Source organism: Pseudomonas sp. NY11955 (genome assembly GCF_048068035.1).
GTDB lineage: Bacteria > Pseudomonadota > Gammaproteobacteria > Pseudomonadales > Pseudomonadaceae > Aquipseudomonas.
Genome location: NZ_JBLUPS010000019.1, coordinates 61,075 through 75,533, shown reverse-complemented (window position 1 = coordinate 75,533; position 14,459 = coordinate 61,075). Strand labels below are relative to the sequence as shown.

Genomic DNA, 14,459 nt, shown 5'->3' with positions numbered 1-14,459 from the left:
AAGAGAGCCCCCGCATGTCCAGCTCCGCCAGCATCACCCAAGCGCTGCAACAAGGCCTGCGCCGCCTGATCAAAGGCCGCGCGCCGGCCACCGCCGCCTACCGTATCTTCGACCTGGTGCTTGCCCGGCGCATCCACCTCAGCCCGTCGCTGACCCGCCTGGTGTTCACCGGCCCGGATGTCGCCCAGATGCATACCTTGGCGCCGGACCAGCGCGTCAAGCTGCTGTTTCCCGCCCCCGACGGCTCATTGCCCAACCTGAGCAACGCGCTGCACTGGAAGGCTGCGCACAGCGCCCTGCCGCCGGCCCAGCGCCCACCGATGCGCACCTACACCATCCGAGCCCTGCGCCGCGAGGCACTGGAGGTGGAGGTCGACTTCGTGTTGCATGGTGTCAACGGCCCCGCCTCGGCCTGGGCCACTCACGCGCGAGTGGGTGACGGCCTGCAGATGGTCGCACCCAACCTGGCCTATGCAGGCGACCCCGGCGGCTATGAATGGAAACCGCCGCAGGGTGTACGCAATGTGCTGCTGGTCGGTGACGAAACGGCGCTGCCGGCAATCGCCGGCATTCTTGAGCAGCTGGCCGACAACCAGCCCGACCTGGCGGTGCAGGCGTTCATCGAGGTGCCGCTGGAGGCTGATTGCCTGGACCTGCGCCATGGCAACGCCACCGCGCTGCACTGGCTGCCACGCGAAGTGCTGCAGTGCCAACACGGCCAGGCCATGCAGCATGCCGTGCGCGAGCTGGCCAGCCTGCCGCAAGGGCATGCCGAGCCGCGGGCGAAGCTGGAAGAAGTGGATATCGAGACGCGCATTCTGTGGGAGCAGGCGAGCAGCGCCAGCAGTGCGTTCCATGCCTGGGTGGCGGGTGAGTCGGCGACGGTGATGGATATTCGCCGGTACCTGATCAAAGAGCGCGGGCTGCAGCGGGAATGCCTGACCTTGATGGGGTACTGGCGAGCCGGAAGAACCTTCGATTGACGTTGAGATAGCCGGGGGCGCTTTGCGCCCCCGGGATGGATCAAGCTGCCGCGATGAATGCCTCGGCGAAGCGCTGTGCCACTTCATCGATCTGCTCGGCGCTGATGATCAATGGCGGCAGAAAACGCACCACCGCACCATGGCGCCCACCCAACTCAAGAATCAGCCCACGCTTCAGGCACTCACGCTGCACCTTCGCCGCCAGCTCGCGGTTGGCCAGCGGGCGACCCAAGGCATCCAGCCTGCCCTGCGGGTCTACCAGCTCCACCCCGAGCATCAACCCGCGCCCACGGACATCACCCAACTGCGGATAATCCCGCTGCAACTGCAACAGGTGCTGACGCAAGCGCAGCCCCATGGCCTCGGCATGCTCGGCCAGGCGGTGCTCGGTCAGGTAGTTGATCACCGCCGAACCGGCCGCCATGGCCATCTGGTTGCCACGGAACGTGCCGGCATGCGCACCCGGCTTCCAAGTGTCCAGCCATTCGCGGTAAACCACCACCGCCAGTGGCAGGCTGCCGCCAATCGCCTTGGACAAGGTGACCACGTCCGGCACGATGCCGGCATGCTCGAAGGCGAACATCCGCCCGGTACGGGCAAAGCCGCTCTGGATCTCGTCGATGATCAGCGCCACACCGGCCTGCTCGGTAATCCGGCGCACCCCCTTGAGCCATGCGATATCCGCCGGAACGACCCCGCCCTCACCCTGCACCACCTCAAGGATCACCGCCGCCGGCAACGGCACGCCGCTTTCCGGGTCGAGCAGCAGGTTTTCCAGGTAATGCAGGTTGGCCTTGACCCCGGCTTCGCCACCCAGGCCGAACGGGCAGCGGTAGTCGTACGGGTACGGCATGAACTGCACGCCGTTACCGAGCAAGGCGCCCAGCGGCTGTTTCGGCCCATGGCTGCCCATGAGGGCCAGCGCCCCTTGGCTCATGCCATGGTAGGCGCCATGGAACGCCAGCACGGTGCTGCGGCCGGTGGCCGTGCGCACCAGTTTGAGCGCTGCCTCCACCGCATCGGTGCCGGTCGGGCCACAGAACTGCACCTTGGCCTCACGGCGCAGCGCCTCGGGCAGGATGCCGAACAGGTCCTGGACAAAGCGGTCCTTGACCGGCGTAGTCAGGTCCAGGGTGTGCAGGGGCAGCTCATCGGCCAGTACCCGCTGGATCGCCTCGACCACCACCGGGTGGTTATGGCCCAGCGCCAGCGTGCCGGCACCGGCCAGGCAGTCGATGAACTGGCGACCTTCGACATCTTCCACGTAAATACCGCGGGCGCGCTTGAGCGCCAGCGGAATGCGCCGTGGGTAGCTGCGGGCATTGGATTCCTGTTGCTGCTGGCGTTGCAGCAAGGGCGAGTCGGTGAATTCGTACAAGGACTGCGGCACGCTGGCCGGCGGAACCTGGGCAAGGCTGGAAGCGGTGGACATGGGTGAATCCTCGCAAGCAAGCGAATGAGCGGTTATCGCTTGGGAAACGCTTGAGTGCTGGGAGGATTTAGCGGTTGTTACTGAATTTTACTCTGCCTGTGCCGGCCCTTTCGCGGGCTTGCCCGCTCCCACAGGTACTACACAGAGCCTGCCTGTGGGAGCGGGCAAGCCCGCGAAAGGGCCAGCACTGGCAGCGATGATCAAGTGGCCGAACGCGCCGGCACTTGCAACAGTACCCGCAACCCATCGCTACGGCTGTCGAACCGCAGGCTACCGGCACAACGCTGCACGATCGCCTGTACGATCGCCAGCCCCAACCCACAGCCACCACTCTGCCCATTGCGCCAGAAGCGCTCGGTCAGGTGCTCCAGATCCGCCTCGGCAATCCCCGGCCCATGGTCGCGCACCATGAAGCCCACCTGGCCATCAGCCATCTGCACCTCCAGCTCCACCGCCTCATCGCCGCCATGGCGCAGGGCGTTGTCCAACAGATTGCGCAGCGCGGCCACCGCCAGCGGTGCCGGCATGCCCAGGTAGATTTGCGTCGCTTCTTCCGGCAGGCGCAACACGATGCGCCGGTTGTCGCCGCCACCGGCGTCCTGCACCGCCTGCCGCGCCACCTGCTCGGCGCTGCACTGCACACCATCTTCGAACGACAGGCTGCCTTCCACCCGCGCCAGCATCAGCAACTGCTCCAGCGTGCGGTGCATGCGGTCGGTGCCCTGCTCGGCATGCTCCAGCGCCTGTTCGCGCACGGCGCCGTCGGTCATGCGCGCCACCTGCAGGTGGGTCTTGATCGCGGTCAGCGGGCTGCGCAGCTCATGGGCGGCATCGTCGGTCAAGCGCCGCTCGCGCTCGATGGTCTGGGCGATACGCAGGAACAGCTGGTTCTGGGTTTCCAGCAACGGCTGCAGTTCGCTGGGCATGCCCGCCACCTGCAGCGGCTCGACACTGTCCGCGCGTCTTCGGCGCAACGCATCGCGCATGCGGTTGAGCGGTTCCAAACCCTTACCCAGGCCAATCCACAGCAGCCCCAGGCTGCCAAGAAGGGCCATCAGCACCGGCGCCGAAGCGGCCAGCAGAATTGACTGGTTCAGCGCTTCGCGCTCCATGTGCCGGTCGGCGGTGGTGATGCGCACATCACCGTGGTTGTAGGTGAAGGTGCGCCACAGTGCGTCGTCGATGGTCTGGTCACGGAAGCCGCTGCGCTCGTCGTCCATGGCGCCATCGTGCTTGTGGTTGCTGGCCAGGATCTCGCCACGCAGCGAGCTGACCTGGCAGGCCATGCCGTCCGGTACGCTGAACTGGTCGGCGGAAAAATGCGCCTCCCCGCCCTTGGCGGTGAGCGGCTGCGGCAGTTGGTCGATCAGCCCGGCGACCATGCGCGCCGAGGCCACCAGGCGCTGGTCGAGGGAAAACATCATTTGCTGGCGCAGGTCACGCAGCATCCACGCGGCGGCCAGTACCCAGATGATCACGAAGGCACTGCCCAGGATCAGGCTCAGGCGTACCCGCAGGCTCATGATGCGGCCTCGTTCGGTGCCTGCGCCGGGCCCAGGCGGTAGCCCAGGCCGCGCACGGTTTCGACGATGCCGTTGCCCAGCTTGCGCCGCAGGTGGTGGATATGCACGTTCAGGGCGTTGCTTTCGACTTCGTCGCTGAAACCGTACACGCAGTCTTTGAGCTGCTCGCTGGACAACACCCGCCCGGGGTTCTGCAACAGTGCCTGGAGCAAGGCCTGCTCGCGGCGCGACAGGTCAACCGGTTGCCCGGCCAGGGTCGCCTCGCAGCTGCTGGGGTCGTAACGCAACGGGCCGTGTTCGATCACGTTCACCGCCCGCCCGGCCACCCGCCGCAGCAGGGTGTGCAGGCGAGCGGCCAGCTCGCGCAGGTCGAACGGTTTGAGCAGGTAGTCGTCGGCGCCGGCCTGCAGGCCATCTACACGGTCAGTAACGGCATCGCGGGCGGTGAGCACCAGCACGGGCAATGTCTCGCCCTTCTCACGCAGGCGGCGCAGCAGCTTTAAGCCGTCTTCGTCAGGCAGGCCGAGGTCGAGAATCATCACGTCGAACTGCGCGGCCTGCAGCATCGCCCGCGCATCGGCGGCGTTGCCTACGCGGTCCACGGTCAGCCCCTGGGCGGTAAGACCGGCGCAGATGCCGGCGGCGATCAGGTCGTCGTCCTCGCAGAGCAGAACGTGCATGGTGGGGCTCCCGCAGTGGTGTGGCTGGCATTGCACTATAGGGGGATTAAGGGCGGATTATGGACTGTTGCGGGGTGATTGGGGATGGGCGTCGGTCCACATCCTGCAAGATCCCGGGGTCCTGCATTTCAAGCCTGATGCAACTCGCCGGATGCGCTCTCACCACCGAGCGCGCCCCTTCATCGCCCGTCAGGCCTGTGAGCACCGACCAGAAATCGCGACCAAACAGCACGGGGTGCCCCTGTTGCCCATCATGAAGTGGCAGGACGATGGACGAGGCTTGCGCTACGGCCCTTAGTTTGGCGAGCGTTTCCGGGGCTAGCCAAGGCATATCCCCCAACAGAACCGCCACCGCTATCGCATCGCTGTCGCCCAGCGAAGCGGCGCCGGCCGCCAGGCTATGGCCCATCCCCAACCCCGAATCCGGGCTGGAAATGATCCGGCATTTGCCCGGTAACCCCAGGTCCTCACCCCGCTCCCCTTCACGTAGCACCACCCGCACATCATCGAACACTGCACAGGCCCGCTCGACGCTGTGCACCAACAAACTGCGCCCATCAGCCAACAGTGCACGGCGCTTGTCAGCGCCGAAGCGCACACTGCGCCCCGCCGCCAGCACCAACGCCACCACACTCACAACGCTGCCCGCCCGATGCCGTTGCGCAAACGCAGGATATCGGCCAGTACCGCCAGGGCGATTTCGGCCGGGGTCTTGCTGCCCAGGTTCAGGCCGATCGGCGCGTGAATACGCGCCAACTCGTCGTCACCCAGGCCACCTATCCGCTGCAGGCGTTCACGACGCTTGTCGGAGGTGGCCTTGGAGCCCATCACGCCAATGTAGAACGCTTCGGTACGCACGGCTTCAAGCATGGCCAGGTCATCGATTTTCGGATCATGGGTCAATGCAACCACCGCCGTGTCGGCATGGCAACCGCCATTGGCGATGAATTCCGACGGCAGCTCACGGCGCACCTCGATGCCGTCCAGCACCACGCCTTCGAGCACCTCGTCACGCGGGTCGCACAGGATGACTTCAAAACCCATCCCTTTGCCAAACTCGGCGCAGTAATGCGCGACGCTGGAGTAGCCGGCCAGCAGCAGGCGCTGAGCGGCACCGACACGCAGGCGCACGCGGTCGCTTTCACGCTCGACACGCGGGCCCTGGCAGTGGTCGTCGACCAGGTGGCGCGCGCCTTCGGGCAGGCGCACTTCGCGCAGCACCCGGCGCTGGCCCAGCAGTGCGCTTTCCAGCTCACGCAGGTGCGCCTGCACCTCGCACTCGGCCGGCAGGTTCTCCACCAGTACTTCAAGCACGCCACCACACGGCAGACGAATGCTCGATCGCGGATCGCTGCCATCACCGTAGCGCACGATGGCCACCGGTTCCGGGAATTCCCCCAGGGCTACGCGTTCCAGGAAGTCGTCTTCGACACAGCCCCCGGACAGCGAACCCTGCCACTGGCCACTGGCGTTCACCGCCAGCAGCGAGCCCGGCGCGCGAGGCGCCGAGCCGTAGGTGGCGAGCACCGTGCACAACCACACCCGCTGGCCGCTGCAGGACCACTGCAAGGCCTGGCGGATCACCTGGAGATCGAGATGCTGCACGCTTTACTCCGCCTTCAGCTCGGCGAGCTGCTGTACGTTCAGGTCACCGGGCAATCCACCCCAGGCCTGGCGCAGGTAGTTGACCATATCCGTCACCTGTTGGTCATCGAGTTTGTCGGCAAAGCCCGGCATCGGCTGCATGCGCTCGAAGCCGGTGAACTGCTGTTCGCGGATGCCTTCGAGGATGACTTTGACCAGGTTGCGCGAATCGCCCTGGCGCAACACGGTATTGCCACGCATGGCCACGGCGATGTGCGGTTTGCCCTCGCCGTCGACCCCGTGGCAACCGGCGCAGACGTTCAAGTATTGCTGGTGGCCGCGCTTGGCGCTGTCGCTCATCTGCTCCAGGGCAACGGCCTGGATGGCCTTGGCCGGCGGTGGCTGGTCGCCCAGCAGGTAGGTGGCCATGGCCGCCAGGTCGGCGTCTTCCAGGTGCTGGGTGCTGTGGTGCACCACCGGGAACATCTCGTTGAACATGCTGCCCTGGGCACTGATGCCATGCTTGAGGAAGGTGGTCAGGTCCGGCTGGGTCCAGCCGCGCTCGGCCAGGTCCTGGGCCAGCAGGCTCGGCGCCAGGTAGCCACCCAGCAGGCCGCCGGTCAGGCGCAGGTCCTGCTGCAACGCGCCGATGGGGTTGCGCGGGGTATGGCATTCGCCGCAATGGCCCATGACCTCGACCAGGTACTGGCCACGCTGCCAGGCCGGGCTTTTGCCCTCGGTTGGCTGCAACTGCACGCTCTTGCCATACAGCATGTTCCAGCCACTGAGCCCCATCCGCACATTGAACGGGAAGCGCAGCGCAGTCTGCGGGGCCGGGCGGTTGATCGGCGGGATGGTCATCAGGTAAGCGAGGATGGCGTCCGAATCTTCACGCTTGATCAGGTGATACGAGGTGTACGGCATCGCCGGGTAGAGGTTGGCGCCGTCCTTGCGCTTGCCCTCGGTAACGGCGGCAAAGAACTCGTCGGCGCTGTAGTTGCCGATGCCGTACTGTTTGTCCGGGGTGATGTTGCTGCCATAAATGGTACCGAACGGCGAATGAATCGGCAGGCCACCGGCAAACGGCGCACCGCCTTCGGCCGTGTGACAGGCCATGCAGTCGGCCGCGCGGGCCAGGTATTCGCCACGTTTGACCTGAGCCTCGTCGGCGGCCAGGGCAAACGAGCTGACGGCCAGGCCCAAGCCCAGCGCCAATGCGCTACGTACGAAGCCCATGCTCAACCCTCCTTGACCAGGCCGAGGTCATTGAGCACCTTGCGGGTGGCGTCGTAATAACGCACGTAGCCGGTGCAGCGGCAAATGTGGTGACCGAGGCTGGCCTCGATGCGGTCTTCCACTTCGCTCTTCTTCAGCGGCTGGCGCTGGGCGGTTTCCACCAGCACCGTGGCGGCGTTGACGAAGCCCGGTGCGCAGTAGCTGCACTGGAAGGCGAACAGGTCGACGAACTTCTGCTGGATCGGGTTCAGCGTGAGGTTGCCGGCCTGGTCCGGTTTGGCATGGCCTTCGATGGTGCGCACCTTCTTGCCCTCGAAGTAATGAGCTCCGGTGATGCAGGTGCGCACTTCCTCGCTGGTGCCGTCGGGGTTGTCGACGATTACCACGCAGGCGTGGCAGATGCCTTGGCCACAGCCCAGGCGCGAACCGGTGAGGTTCTGGTGTTCGTGCAGGTAGTCGATCATCGCCAGGTCAGCAGGGACCTCGACCGGGCCGACCGGTTGACCGTTGAGGGTCAGTTGCAGTGGACGGTTAGCCATTGAGGGCCTCCTTGATACGGGCTGGGGTGATGGGGAGATCGCGCACGCGCTTGCCGATGGCATGGGCAACGGCGTTGCCGATGGCACCGACGACCGGAATCATCACCACCTCGGCGATGCCCTTGGATGGGTCGGTCGGCGACAGCGGCGGGAGGATTTCGCTGGTCTGCTTCCACACCGCCACATCGCGCGCATGCGGCAGGCGGTAGCGGTTGAAGTTCCAGTCGCCCTCCCCGGGCCCGCCCTCGTACATGGGCATTTCTTCAGTCAGCGCATGGCCGATGCCCATGGCGATACCCCCTTCGAGCTGGCCCTTGACCAGTTCCGGCACCAGCACCCGGCCGCACTCGACCCAGCTGTGGTGGTTGAGCACCTGCACCTCATGGGTGCCCTTGTTGACCTTGACCTCGATGATGGTCGCCACCGGGCTGTAGTAGGTGACCATGGCGTTGTTCAACTGGGTGTCGGGGTAGGCGGCGTTCTGCCGGTCGAGCAGGTGGTAGCCGTGGCTGCTCATCTGCGCTTTCTTGGCGTTCACCGCGCCATCACCGTACTTCACCGCCACGGCGTCAAGCGGGAAGCGCTCTCGCACGCCGTCGATGACGAAGTCGGCCTCGGCCCAGCTCCAGCGGTTGAAGCCGTGCACGCTCACGCCGGTGACAAAGCCCATGTCGTGGGCCTTCTGCGCCAGCTGGGCGAACGGGATCGGCGCCAGGCCGTTGCCGGTCAGCTCACCGTTGACCCATACCGCGTTTTCGCGGCGCACCACCAGCGGGTTGGCCTGGCCGCCATGCGGGCCCTGGCTCCAGATGGCCATGGCCGCCGGCCACAGGCCGTGGTTGAACAGCACGCGCGCCGCTTCGCGGGTGGCATGGCTGAAGTAGAAGGCCGAGTTGGTCGCCGACGAGGGCGACGCCAGCTTGCCGACCCAACGTGGGTTGCGCAGCGCGGCGTCCTGCTCGGCCTGGCTGATCAGGTACGGGTTGCCGCTGGTGCTCAGTTGCAGCTCCGGCCATTCGGTGACCGCCGTCCTCACCTCGTCAGCCGAGCGGCCCATGAAGTCACTGACCACCAGGGCCTGGGAGGTGGACATACCAGTGCCCAGTTCGGTGCCGATGTGACGCAGGCTGATGCGCCCGTCGCGGCTGAATTCGATGCTGGCCATGGGCGCTTCGGAGCCGGTGCCGAAGTCTTTCTGGCAGATGGCAAAGCCCACGCCGTACCAGTGGTCCTGGTCCTGGGCGTCCATCTGCTGCTTGCGCGTGTCGCGATTGCGCCACCACTCATGCACAGCGGCCTTGTCGAGAATTTCGTACAAACGCAAGGCACCTGCCGGCACCGCACCCTGGGTGTTCTTCATGCCCGATTTCAGCGCGTTGGCGCGGCGCAGGTCGATGGCATCGACGCCCAGGCGGCCGGCGATCTCGTCGACCATCATTTCAGTCGCCGCCATGCTCTGCAGGGTGCCGTAGCCGCGCATGGAGCCAGCTTCGACACCACGGGAATGGTAGGCGGTGACCGACAGGTCGTTCTGCGGCATGTAGTAGATCGACTGCGCAGCGGTAGCCCCCACCGCCGCCACCGACGGGCTGTAGTTGATGCGCCCACCACCATCGCAGCTCATGTCGGCGCGGAAGATCTTGAAGCTGTTGTCCTTCTTGTCCACGGCCAACTGGTAGCGAATGTCGAAGGCATGGCGCTTGATGCCACTCTGGAACTGCTCGTAGCGGTCGTTGGCCAGGCGGATCGGCACGCCAGCGCCATACAGCGCGGCCACGGCAGCGTAGAAGACGAAGATGTTGTTGTCTTTCGAGCCGTAGCCGACGGTGTAGCCCGGGTGCATGTTCAGCGTGTTCAGGGCGAAGCGCGACGGCTTGATCATGTGCACGCATTCCTGCGCCACTTCGAACGGGCACTGGGTCGCGACCACGAAATGCAGCGTGCCTGTGGCCAGGTCGTACCAGCCATTGCCGTTGTCCGGCTCCAGCGCGGCAGGCTCGATGGACGGCGTCTTGTAGCGCTCGTCGAACACCAGCCAGTTTTCGGGCGGGTTGTCCAGTTGCTCGGCCATGCGCTTGGCGTAGAACAACCCCTGTTCGGTCAGGTCGCCATGCTGGTTCGGCTGCTTCGACCACACCGGTTTCCGGTTGAGGATGGTGGGGAACAGCATGGAATTCTTCAGGCTGGAGAATTCATCGTCATCGAACGGGGTGGCACCGCCCACCCGCACGAAGCGGAAGCTGCCATAAGGGTCACGCTGGTACAGCGGCGCCTGGGCACCGTAGCGGATCGCCTGCTCGTTGAACTGCAGTTTGCGCTTGGCCTGGCGGAAACGCTCGAAGTCGTGCCAGATCAGGATCGCCACCGGGTGGCCGATGAACATCGGCACCTTGCCGGGCGGCAACAGCGGGTCGGGCGAATGGGCCTCAGGCCAGGCGATGCCATCCTTTTCCAGGTCGGCGGCGGTGACAACCCGGTCTGGCTGCAACTCGGCACCGAGCAGGCTCAGATCATGGCCGGCATAGATACGGTCGGCCTTGGTTGCCTTGAGCAACAGCGCATGCCCCTGCTGCGTGGGCCAGCCGGGCATGTCCTTGGCTCGGATGTCACGGGCGAACACCTTTTCGCCGCAGACCTTGGACAAGGCATCGTTTCGGAAACGCGCCTTGCCGTCATGGTTCATCCACTTTTGTGGCGAGGTGGTGACGCGTTCCTCCATCAGCGCAGCGAATGCCTGGCTGCCAAGTGGCGCCATGGTCACGCCGACACCAGCGATCAGGCCGCCTTGCAAGAAGGCGCGCCGGGAAATATCACGGTTGGACATGCTTGATCCTCTGGGCAGCAGGGGGTCTGCCCATCTTTTTGATTCTTGTGCGGGGGACTCGGAAGGGTGAGAACCTTGTCACGCGAGTCAGGAAAAACTGACTTCTACGTCAACTTTACAACAAGAATATGGGCATAAGCAAAGTCAAGCCGACAATATGTCGCAATGTGTCCGGACTGACGCACGGATCCGTCGCGCCGTCGTTGTAGGACCGGGTTAACCTTGGGTTAATCGACCCCAGCCAGCATGGCCCCATTTCTAGATCTGCCAAGGCGAAGACATGCGCGTTTTCCTGCTCTTCCTGACACTGCTACTGGCCGGCCCGTTGCAGGCCAACCCGTTCGCTGTAAAACCGGACTTCCTGCCGGTCAACCAGGCCTTCGTGCTCACCCACGACCGCCAGGCCGACGGCCAGATGCGGCTCTACTTCCAGATCAAGCCGGGCTACTACCTGTACCAGAAGCGCCTGAAGTTCGACGGCCTGCCCTCCGAGCAGCACCCCCAACTGCCGCCAGCGCTCAACCACCATGACGAGTTCTTCGGTGACAGCGCGGTTTACCGCGACCAGCTTGAACTGCTGCTGCCGGCCAATGCCCAGGGGCAATTGCGCCTGGGGTGGCAAGGCTGCGCCGACGCAGGCCTGTGCTACCCGCCACAAACCACGCAGATCGACCTGGGCGGCAGCGTGGCGCCGGCCGCCGAGCAAGCCAGCGACCAGGCCTTGGCCAGTGGCCTGCAACAAGGCCACCTGGCCTGGAGCCTGCTGGCATTCTTCGGCCTTGGCCTGTTGCTGGCCTTTACCCCCTGCTCGCTGCCGATGCTGCCCATTCTTGCCGGGTTGGTGCTGGGCAATGGCGCCAGCGCCCGCCGTGGCTGGGTGCTGGCCGGGGTCTATGTGTTGAGCATGGCCCTGGTGTACGCCGCCCTGGGTGTGGTCGCCGCGCTGCTTGGCGCCAGCCTGCAGGCCTGGCTGCAACAACCCTGGCTACTGGGCAGCCTGGCGGGCCTGTTCGTGCTGCTGGCGCTGCCGATGTTCGGCGCCTTCGAACTGCAACTGCCCGCCGCTCTGCGCGACCGCCTGGACCGCGCCGGGCAAGGCACCCGTGGCGGCAACCTGTATGGCGCAGCGTTGCTCGGGGCCTTGTCCGGCCTGCTGCTTGGCCCGTGCATGACCGCCCCACTGGCCGGCGCGCTGCTGTACATCGCGCAGAGCGGTGATGTGCTGCAAGGGGCGCTGGTGCTGTTCAGCCTCGGCCTGGGCATGGGCGTGCCGCTGCTGTTGCTGGTGACGCTGGGCAACCGCTACCTGCCGCGCCCTGGCGCCTGGATGGACCGAGTCAAGGGTGTATTTGGTTTCGTGTTCCTGGCCATGGCGCTGTACACCGTGCGCAGCCTGTTGCCTGCTACCTTGTTGCTGGCCCTGAGCGGCGCCTGGTTGATTGCCCTGGCCTGGGCCGCCTGGCCGGCCCTGCAGCGGCTGCCGGCGTTGCGCGCGGTACCGTTGCTGGGCGCCCTGTGGGGCGGCCTGTTGCTGGTAGGCGCGGCAGCCGGCGGCGACGACCTCTGGCAACCGCTGCGCCCGTTCGCCGGCACGGGTACCGCACCGGCCGCCGCCCAGCATGCCGAAGACAGCTTCGTCACCGTCAGCCGCCCCGAAGACCTGCAACGTGAACTGGATGCGGCCAAGGCCCGTGGCCAGTGGGTGATGCTCGACTACTATGCCGACTGGTGCGTGTCGTGCAAGGTCATGGAAAAGCAGGTGTTCGCCCGCAGCGACGTGCAGGCCGGCCTGGCCGGCGTACACCTGCTGCGCCTGGACGTGACCGCCGACACGCCGGCCAGCAAAGCCCTGCTGCAGCGCTACCAGGTACCTGGCCCGCCAAGCATCATCTGGATCGGCCCGGAAGGCGAAGAGCGCCGCGCACGGCGCATCACCGGTGAAGTGGACGCCGCCGCGTTCCAGCAGCACTGGACCCAGACCAGGAGCCAAGGCTGATGCTGACCGTAACACTCGGGCCACTGACCATGGCCCTCAACCACCTGCTGATGCTCAGCGCCCTGCTGATCGCCAGCGTGGTCGGCTGGTGGGTCGCCCGGCGTGGCGGCGAAAGCCCGGAATCGGCGCTTTTCAACCTGTTCCTGATCGGCCTGCTGTGTGCCCGCGCCGGCTTCGTGCTGGCCTACTGGCCGATGTACCAGGGCGACCCGCTGCAAATCATCGACATTCGCGATGGCGGCTTCCTGTTCTGGTCGGGCCTGGCCGGCATCGTCCTTGGCGCCCTGTGGCAAGGCTGGCGCCACCCTGGCCTGCGCCGCCCACTGGGCTGGGCGCTGTTCAGCGGCGCACTGTTCTGGGGCCTGGCCAGCCTTGGCGGGCACCTGTACAGCAAGGGCACCGAGCTGCCCGAACTGAGCCTGCGCAACGCCGCCGGCCAACCCGTCGCGCTGCACAGCTACCGCGGCAAACCGCTGGTGATCAACATCTGGGCCACCTGGTGCCCGCCCTGCCGTCGCGAAATGCCGGTGCTGCAACAGGCACAAAGCGACTACCCACACGTGACCTTCCTGTTCGTCAACCAGGGCGAGACCCCGGCAAACGTCAGCACCTTCCTCGCCACCACCGGCCTGAGCCTGACCCACGTGCTGTTCGACGGCACCGGCCTGCTGGCCCAGCGGGTCGGCTCCATGGCCCTGCCCACCACACTGTTCTACGACGCCGACGGGCGGCTGGTCGGCAGCCACCTGGGCGAGCTGTCCCGGGCCAGCCTGCGCCACGCCCTGGAACCCTTCGACCGGGCCATTGCGCCTGCCCCTGCCGCACAAGGAAACTGACATGCGATTGACTGCACTGCTGCCCCTGTCCCTGGCCTTGCTGGCCGCCCCTGCCCTGCAGGCCGAAGAACTGCCCAAGGCCGTTCAGCAACTGCAAGCCAAGGGGGCCGTGATCAAAGGCAGCTTCGATGCGCCAAACGGCCTGCGCGGCTACGCTGCCGAATACCAGAACAACGCCCTGGCCCTGTACCTCACCCCCGACGGCAAGCATGTGCTGGTCGGCAGCCTGTTCGACGAACAGGGCAAGGACCTTAGCGCCGAGCCACTGGAGAAGCTGGTGTATGCGCCGATGAGCAAGGCAATCTGGGCCAAGATGGAAAAGACCGCCTGGATCGCCGATGGCAAGGCCGACGCGCCGCGCAAGGTGTACCTGTTCAGCGACCCCAACTGCCCGTACTGCAACATGTTCTGGGAGCAGGCAAGGCCGTGGGTGGAGTCGGGCAAGGTGCAGTTGCGCCATATCATGGTCGGCATCATCCGCGAGGACAGCCCAGGCAAGTCGGCGGCGCTGCTGGCGGCGAAAGACCCGGCCAAGGCCTTGCAGGAGCATGAGAAGGCCGGCAAGGCCAGCAAGCTGAAGGCATTGGAGCAGGTGCCGGAGGCCGTGCAGCAGAAGCTGGCGGCGAACATGGCGTTGATGGAAGAGCTGGGGTTGCAGGCGACCCCGGCGATTTTTTATCAGGATGAGCAGGGCAACCTGCAGAGCCAGCAAGGGGCGCCGCGGCCGGAGATGCTTGGGAAGATTCTCGGCAAGCGGTAGTGCATGTCTTGAGTTTTGCAGTGGAGCGGAAATCGAGCGCCGCCCTGCAAAACCCAAGGCGAACCC

Annotated in this window: 12 protein-coding genes; 4 read left to right on the top strand and 8 right to left on the bottom strand. The window is 65.8% G+C overall.

What is annotated here, in order from left to right; genetic code table 11:
* Positions 1–14: 14 nt before the first annotated feature.
* Positions 15–983 carry a siderophore-interacting protein gene (locus ACNFBR_RS25835; protein ID WP_416737357.1) on the top strand — a complete coding sequence of 323 codons (969 nt, stop codon included), beginning with the start codon at positions 15–17 and terminating at the stop codon, positions 981–983.
* A 40-nt stretch (positions 984–1,023) separates the two neighbouring features.
* Here the strand turns inward: ACNFBR_RS25835 and ACNFBR_RS25830 are convergent, their stop codons facing one another.
* The 8 genes from ACNFBR_RS25830 to ACNFBR_RS25795 all read right to left on the bottom strand — a co-directional run bounded on the left by ACNFBR_RS25830 (position 1,024) and on the right by ACNFBR_RS25795 (position 10,801).
* Entirely contained in the window at positions 1,024–2,415 is a 1,392-nt protein-coding gene (locus ACNFBR_RS25830) for an aspartate aminotransferase family protein (protein WP_416737356.1), read from the bottom strand.
* A 200-nt stretch (positions 2,416–2,615) separates the two neighbouring features.
* Complete coding sequence (locus tag ACNFBR_RS25825; RefSeq protein WP_416737355.1) at positions 2,616–3,938, bottom strand: ATP-binding protein; 1,323 nt, start codon at positions 3,936–3,938, stop codon at positions 2,616–2,618.
* Positions 3,935–4,618: a response regulator gene (locus ACNFBR_RS25820; RefSeq protein ID WP_416737354.1), complete on the bottom strand. Its 684-nt coding sequence runs from the start codon at positions 4,616–4,618 to the stop codon at positions 3,935–3,937. Before ACNFBR_RS25820 ends, ACNFBR_RS25825 begins: the two co-directional genes overlap by 4 nt.
* Positions 4,619–4,664: 46 nt before the next feature.
* Complete coding sequence (locus tag ACNFBR_RS25815) at positions 4,665–5,255, bottom strand: nucleotidyltransferase family protein (protein ID WP_416737353.1); 591 nt, start codon at positions 5,253–5,255, stop codon at positions 4,665–4,667.
* On the bottom strand, positions 5,252–6,223 hold the full coding sequence (locus tag ACNFBR_RS25810) for an XdhC family protein (protein WP_416737352.1): 972 nt from the start codon (positions 6,221–6,223) through the stop codon (positions 5,252–5,254). The genes ACNFBR_RS25815 and ACNFBR_RS25810 overlap by 4 nt, the downstream gene beginning before the upstream one ends.
* A 3-nt stretch (positions 6,224–6,226) precedes the next feature.
* On the bottom strand, positions 6,227–7,438 hold the full coding sequence (locus ACNFBR_RS25805; RefSeq protein ID WP_416737351.1) for a cytochrome c: 1,212 nt from the start codon (positions 7,436–7,438) through the stop codon (positions 6,227–6,229).
* A 2-nt stretch (positions 7,439–7,440) separates the two neighbouring features.
* Positions 7,441–7,977: a (2Fe-2S)-binding protein gene (locus ACNFBR_RS25800; protein ID WP_416737350.1), complete on the bottom strand. Its 537-nt coding sequence runs from the start codon at positions 7,975–7,977 to the stop codon at positions 7,441–7,443.
* On the bottom strand, positions 7,970–10,801 hold the full coding sequence (locus tag ACNFBR_RS25795; protein WP_416737349.1) for a xanthine dehydrogenase family protein molybdopterin-binding subunit: 2,832 nt from the start codon (positions 10,799–10,801) through the stop codon (positions 7,970–7,972). The genes ACNFBR_RS25800 and ACNFBR_RS25795 overlap by 8 nt, the downstream gene beginning before the upstream one ends.
* 280 nt (positions 10,802–11,081) lie before the next feature.
* On the opposite strand from ACNFBR_RS25795, the gene dsbD reads away from it, so the two are divergent.
* From dsbD to dsbG, 3 genes are read left to right on the top strand one after another with little or no spacing between them, the layout of a single operon-like run.
* Positions 11,082–12,797 carry a protein-disulfide reductase DsbD gene (gene dsbD / locus ACNFBR_RS25790; protein WP_416737348.1) on the top strand — a complete coding sequence of 572 codons (1,716 nt, stop codon included), beginning with the start codon at positions 11,082–11,084 and terminating at the stop codon, positions 12,795–12,797.
* Positions 12,797–13,633, top strand: a complete 837-nt coding sequence (locus ACNFBR_RS25785; RefSeq protein WP_416737347.1) for a prolipoprotein diacylglyceryl transferase family protein — start codon at positions 12,797–12,799, stop codon at positions 13,631–13,633. Before dsbD ends, ACNFBR_RS25785 begins: the two co-directional genes overlap by 1 nt.
* Position 13,634: 1 nt before the next feature.
* Positions 13,635–14,393: a thiol:disulfide interchange protein DsbG gene (dsbG, locus tag ACNFBR_RS25780; protein WP_416737346.1), complete on the top strand. Its 759-nt coding sequence runs from the start codon at positions 13,635–13,637 to the stop codon at positions 14,391–14,393.
* Positions 14,394–14,459: the final 66 nt, after the last annotated feature.

Bases quoted from the DNA above. Each gene is read 5' to 3' on its own strand.
- ACNFBR_RS25805 (WP_416737351.1), bottom strand. From the start codon at position 7,438: ATGGGCTTCGTACGTAGCGCATTGGCGCTGGGCTTGGGCCTGGCCGTC.
- ACNFBR_RS25795 (WP_416737349.1), bottom strand. From the start codon at position 10,801: ATGTCCAACCGTGATATTTCCCGGCGCGCCTTCTTGCAAGGCGGCCTG.
- dsbG (WP_416737346.1), top strand. From the start codon at position 13,635: ATGCGATTGACTGCACTGCTGCCCCTGTCCCTGGCCTTGCTGGCCGCC.
- ACNFBR_RS25835 (WP_416737357.1), top strand. From the start codon at position 15: ATGTCCAGCTCCGCCAGCATCACCCAAGCGCTGCAACAAGGCCTGCGC.
- ACNFBR_RS25820 (WP_416737354.1), bottom strand. From the start codon at position 4,618: ATGCACGTTCTGCTCTGCGAGGACGACGACCTGATCGCCGCCGGCATC.
- ACNFBR_RS25800 (WP_416737350.1), bottom strand. From the start codon at position 7,977: ATGGCTAACCGTCCACTGCAACTGACCCTCAACGGTCAACCGGTCGGC.
- ACNFBR_RS25785 (WP_416737347.1), top strand. From the start codon at position 12,797: ATGCTGACCGTAACACTCGGGCCACTGACCATGGCCCTCAACCACCTG.
- dsbD (WP_416737348.1), top strand. From the start codon at position 11,082: ATGCGCGTTTTCCTGCTCTTCCTGACACTGCTACTGGCCGGCCCGTTG.
- ACNFBR_RS25830 (WP_416737356.1), bottom strand. From the start codon at position 2,415: ATGTCCACCGCTTCCAGCCTTGCCCAGGTTCCGCCGGCCAGCGTGCCG.
- ACNFBR_RS25825 (WP_416737355.1), bottom strand. From the start codon at position 3,938: ATGAGCCTGCGGGTACGCCTGAGCCTGATCCTGGGCAGTGCCTTCGTG.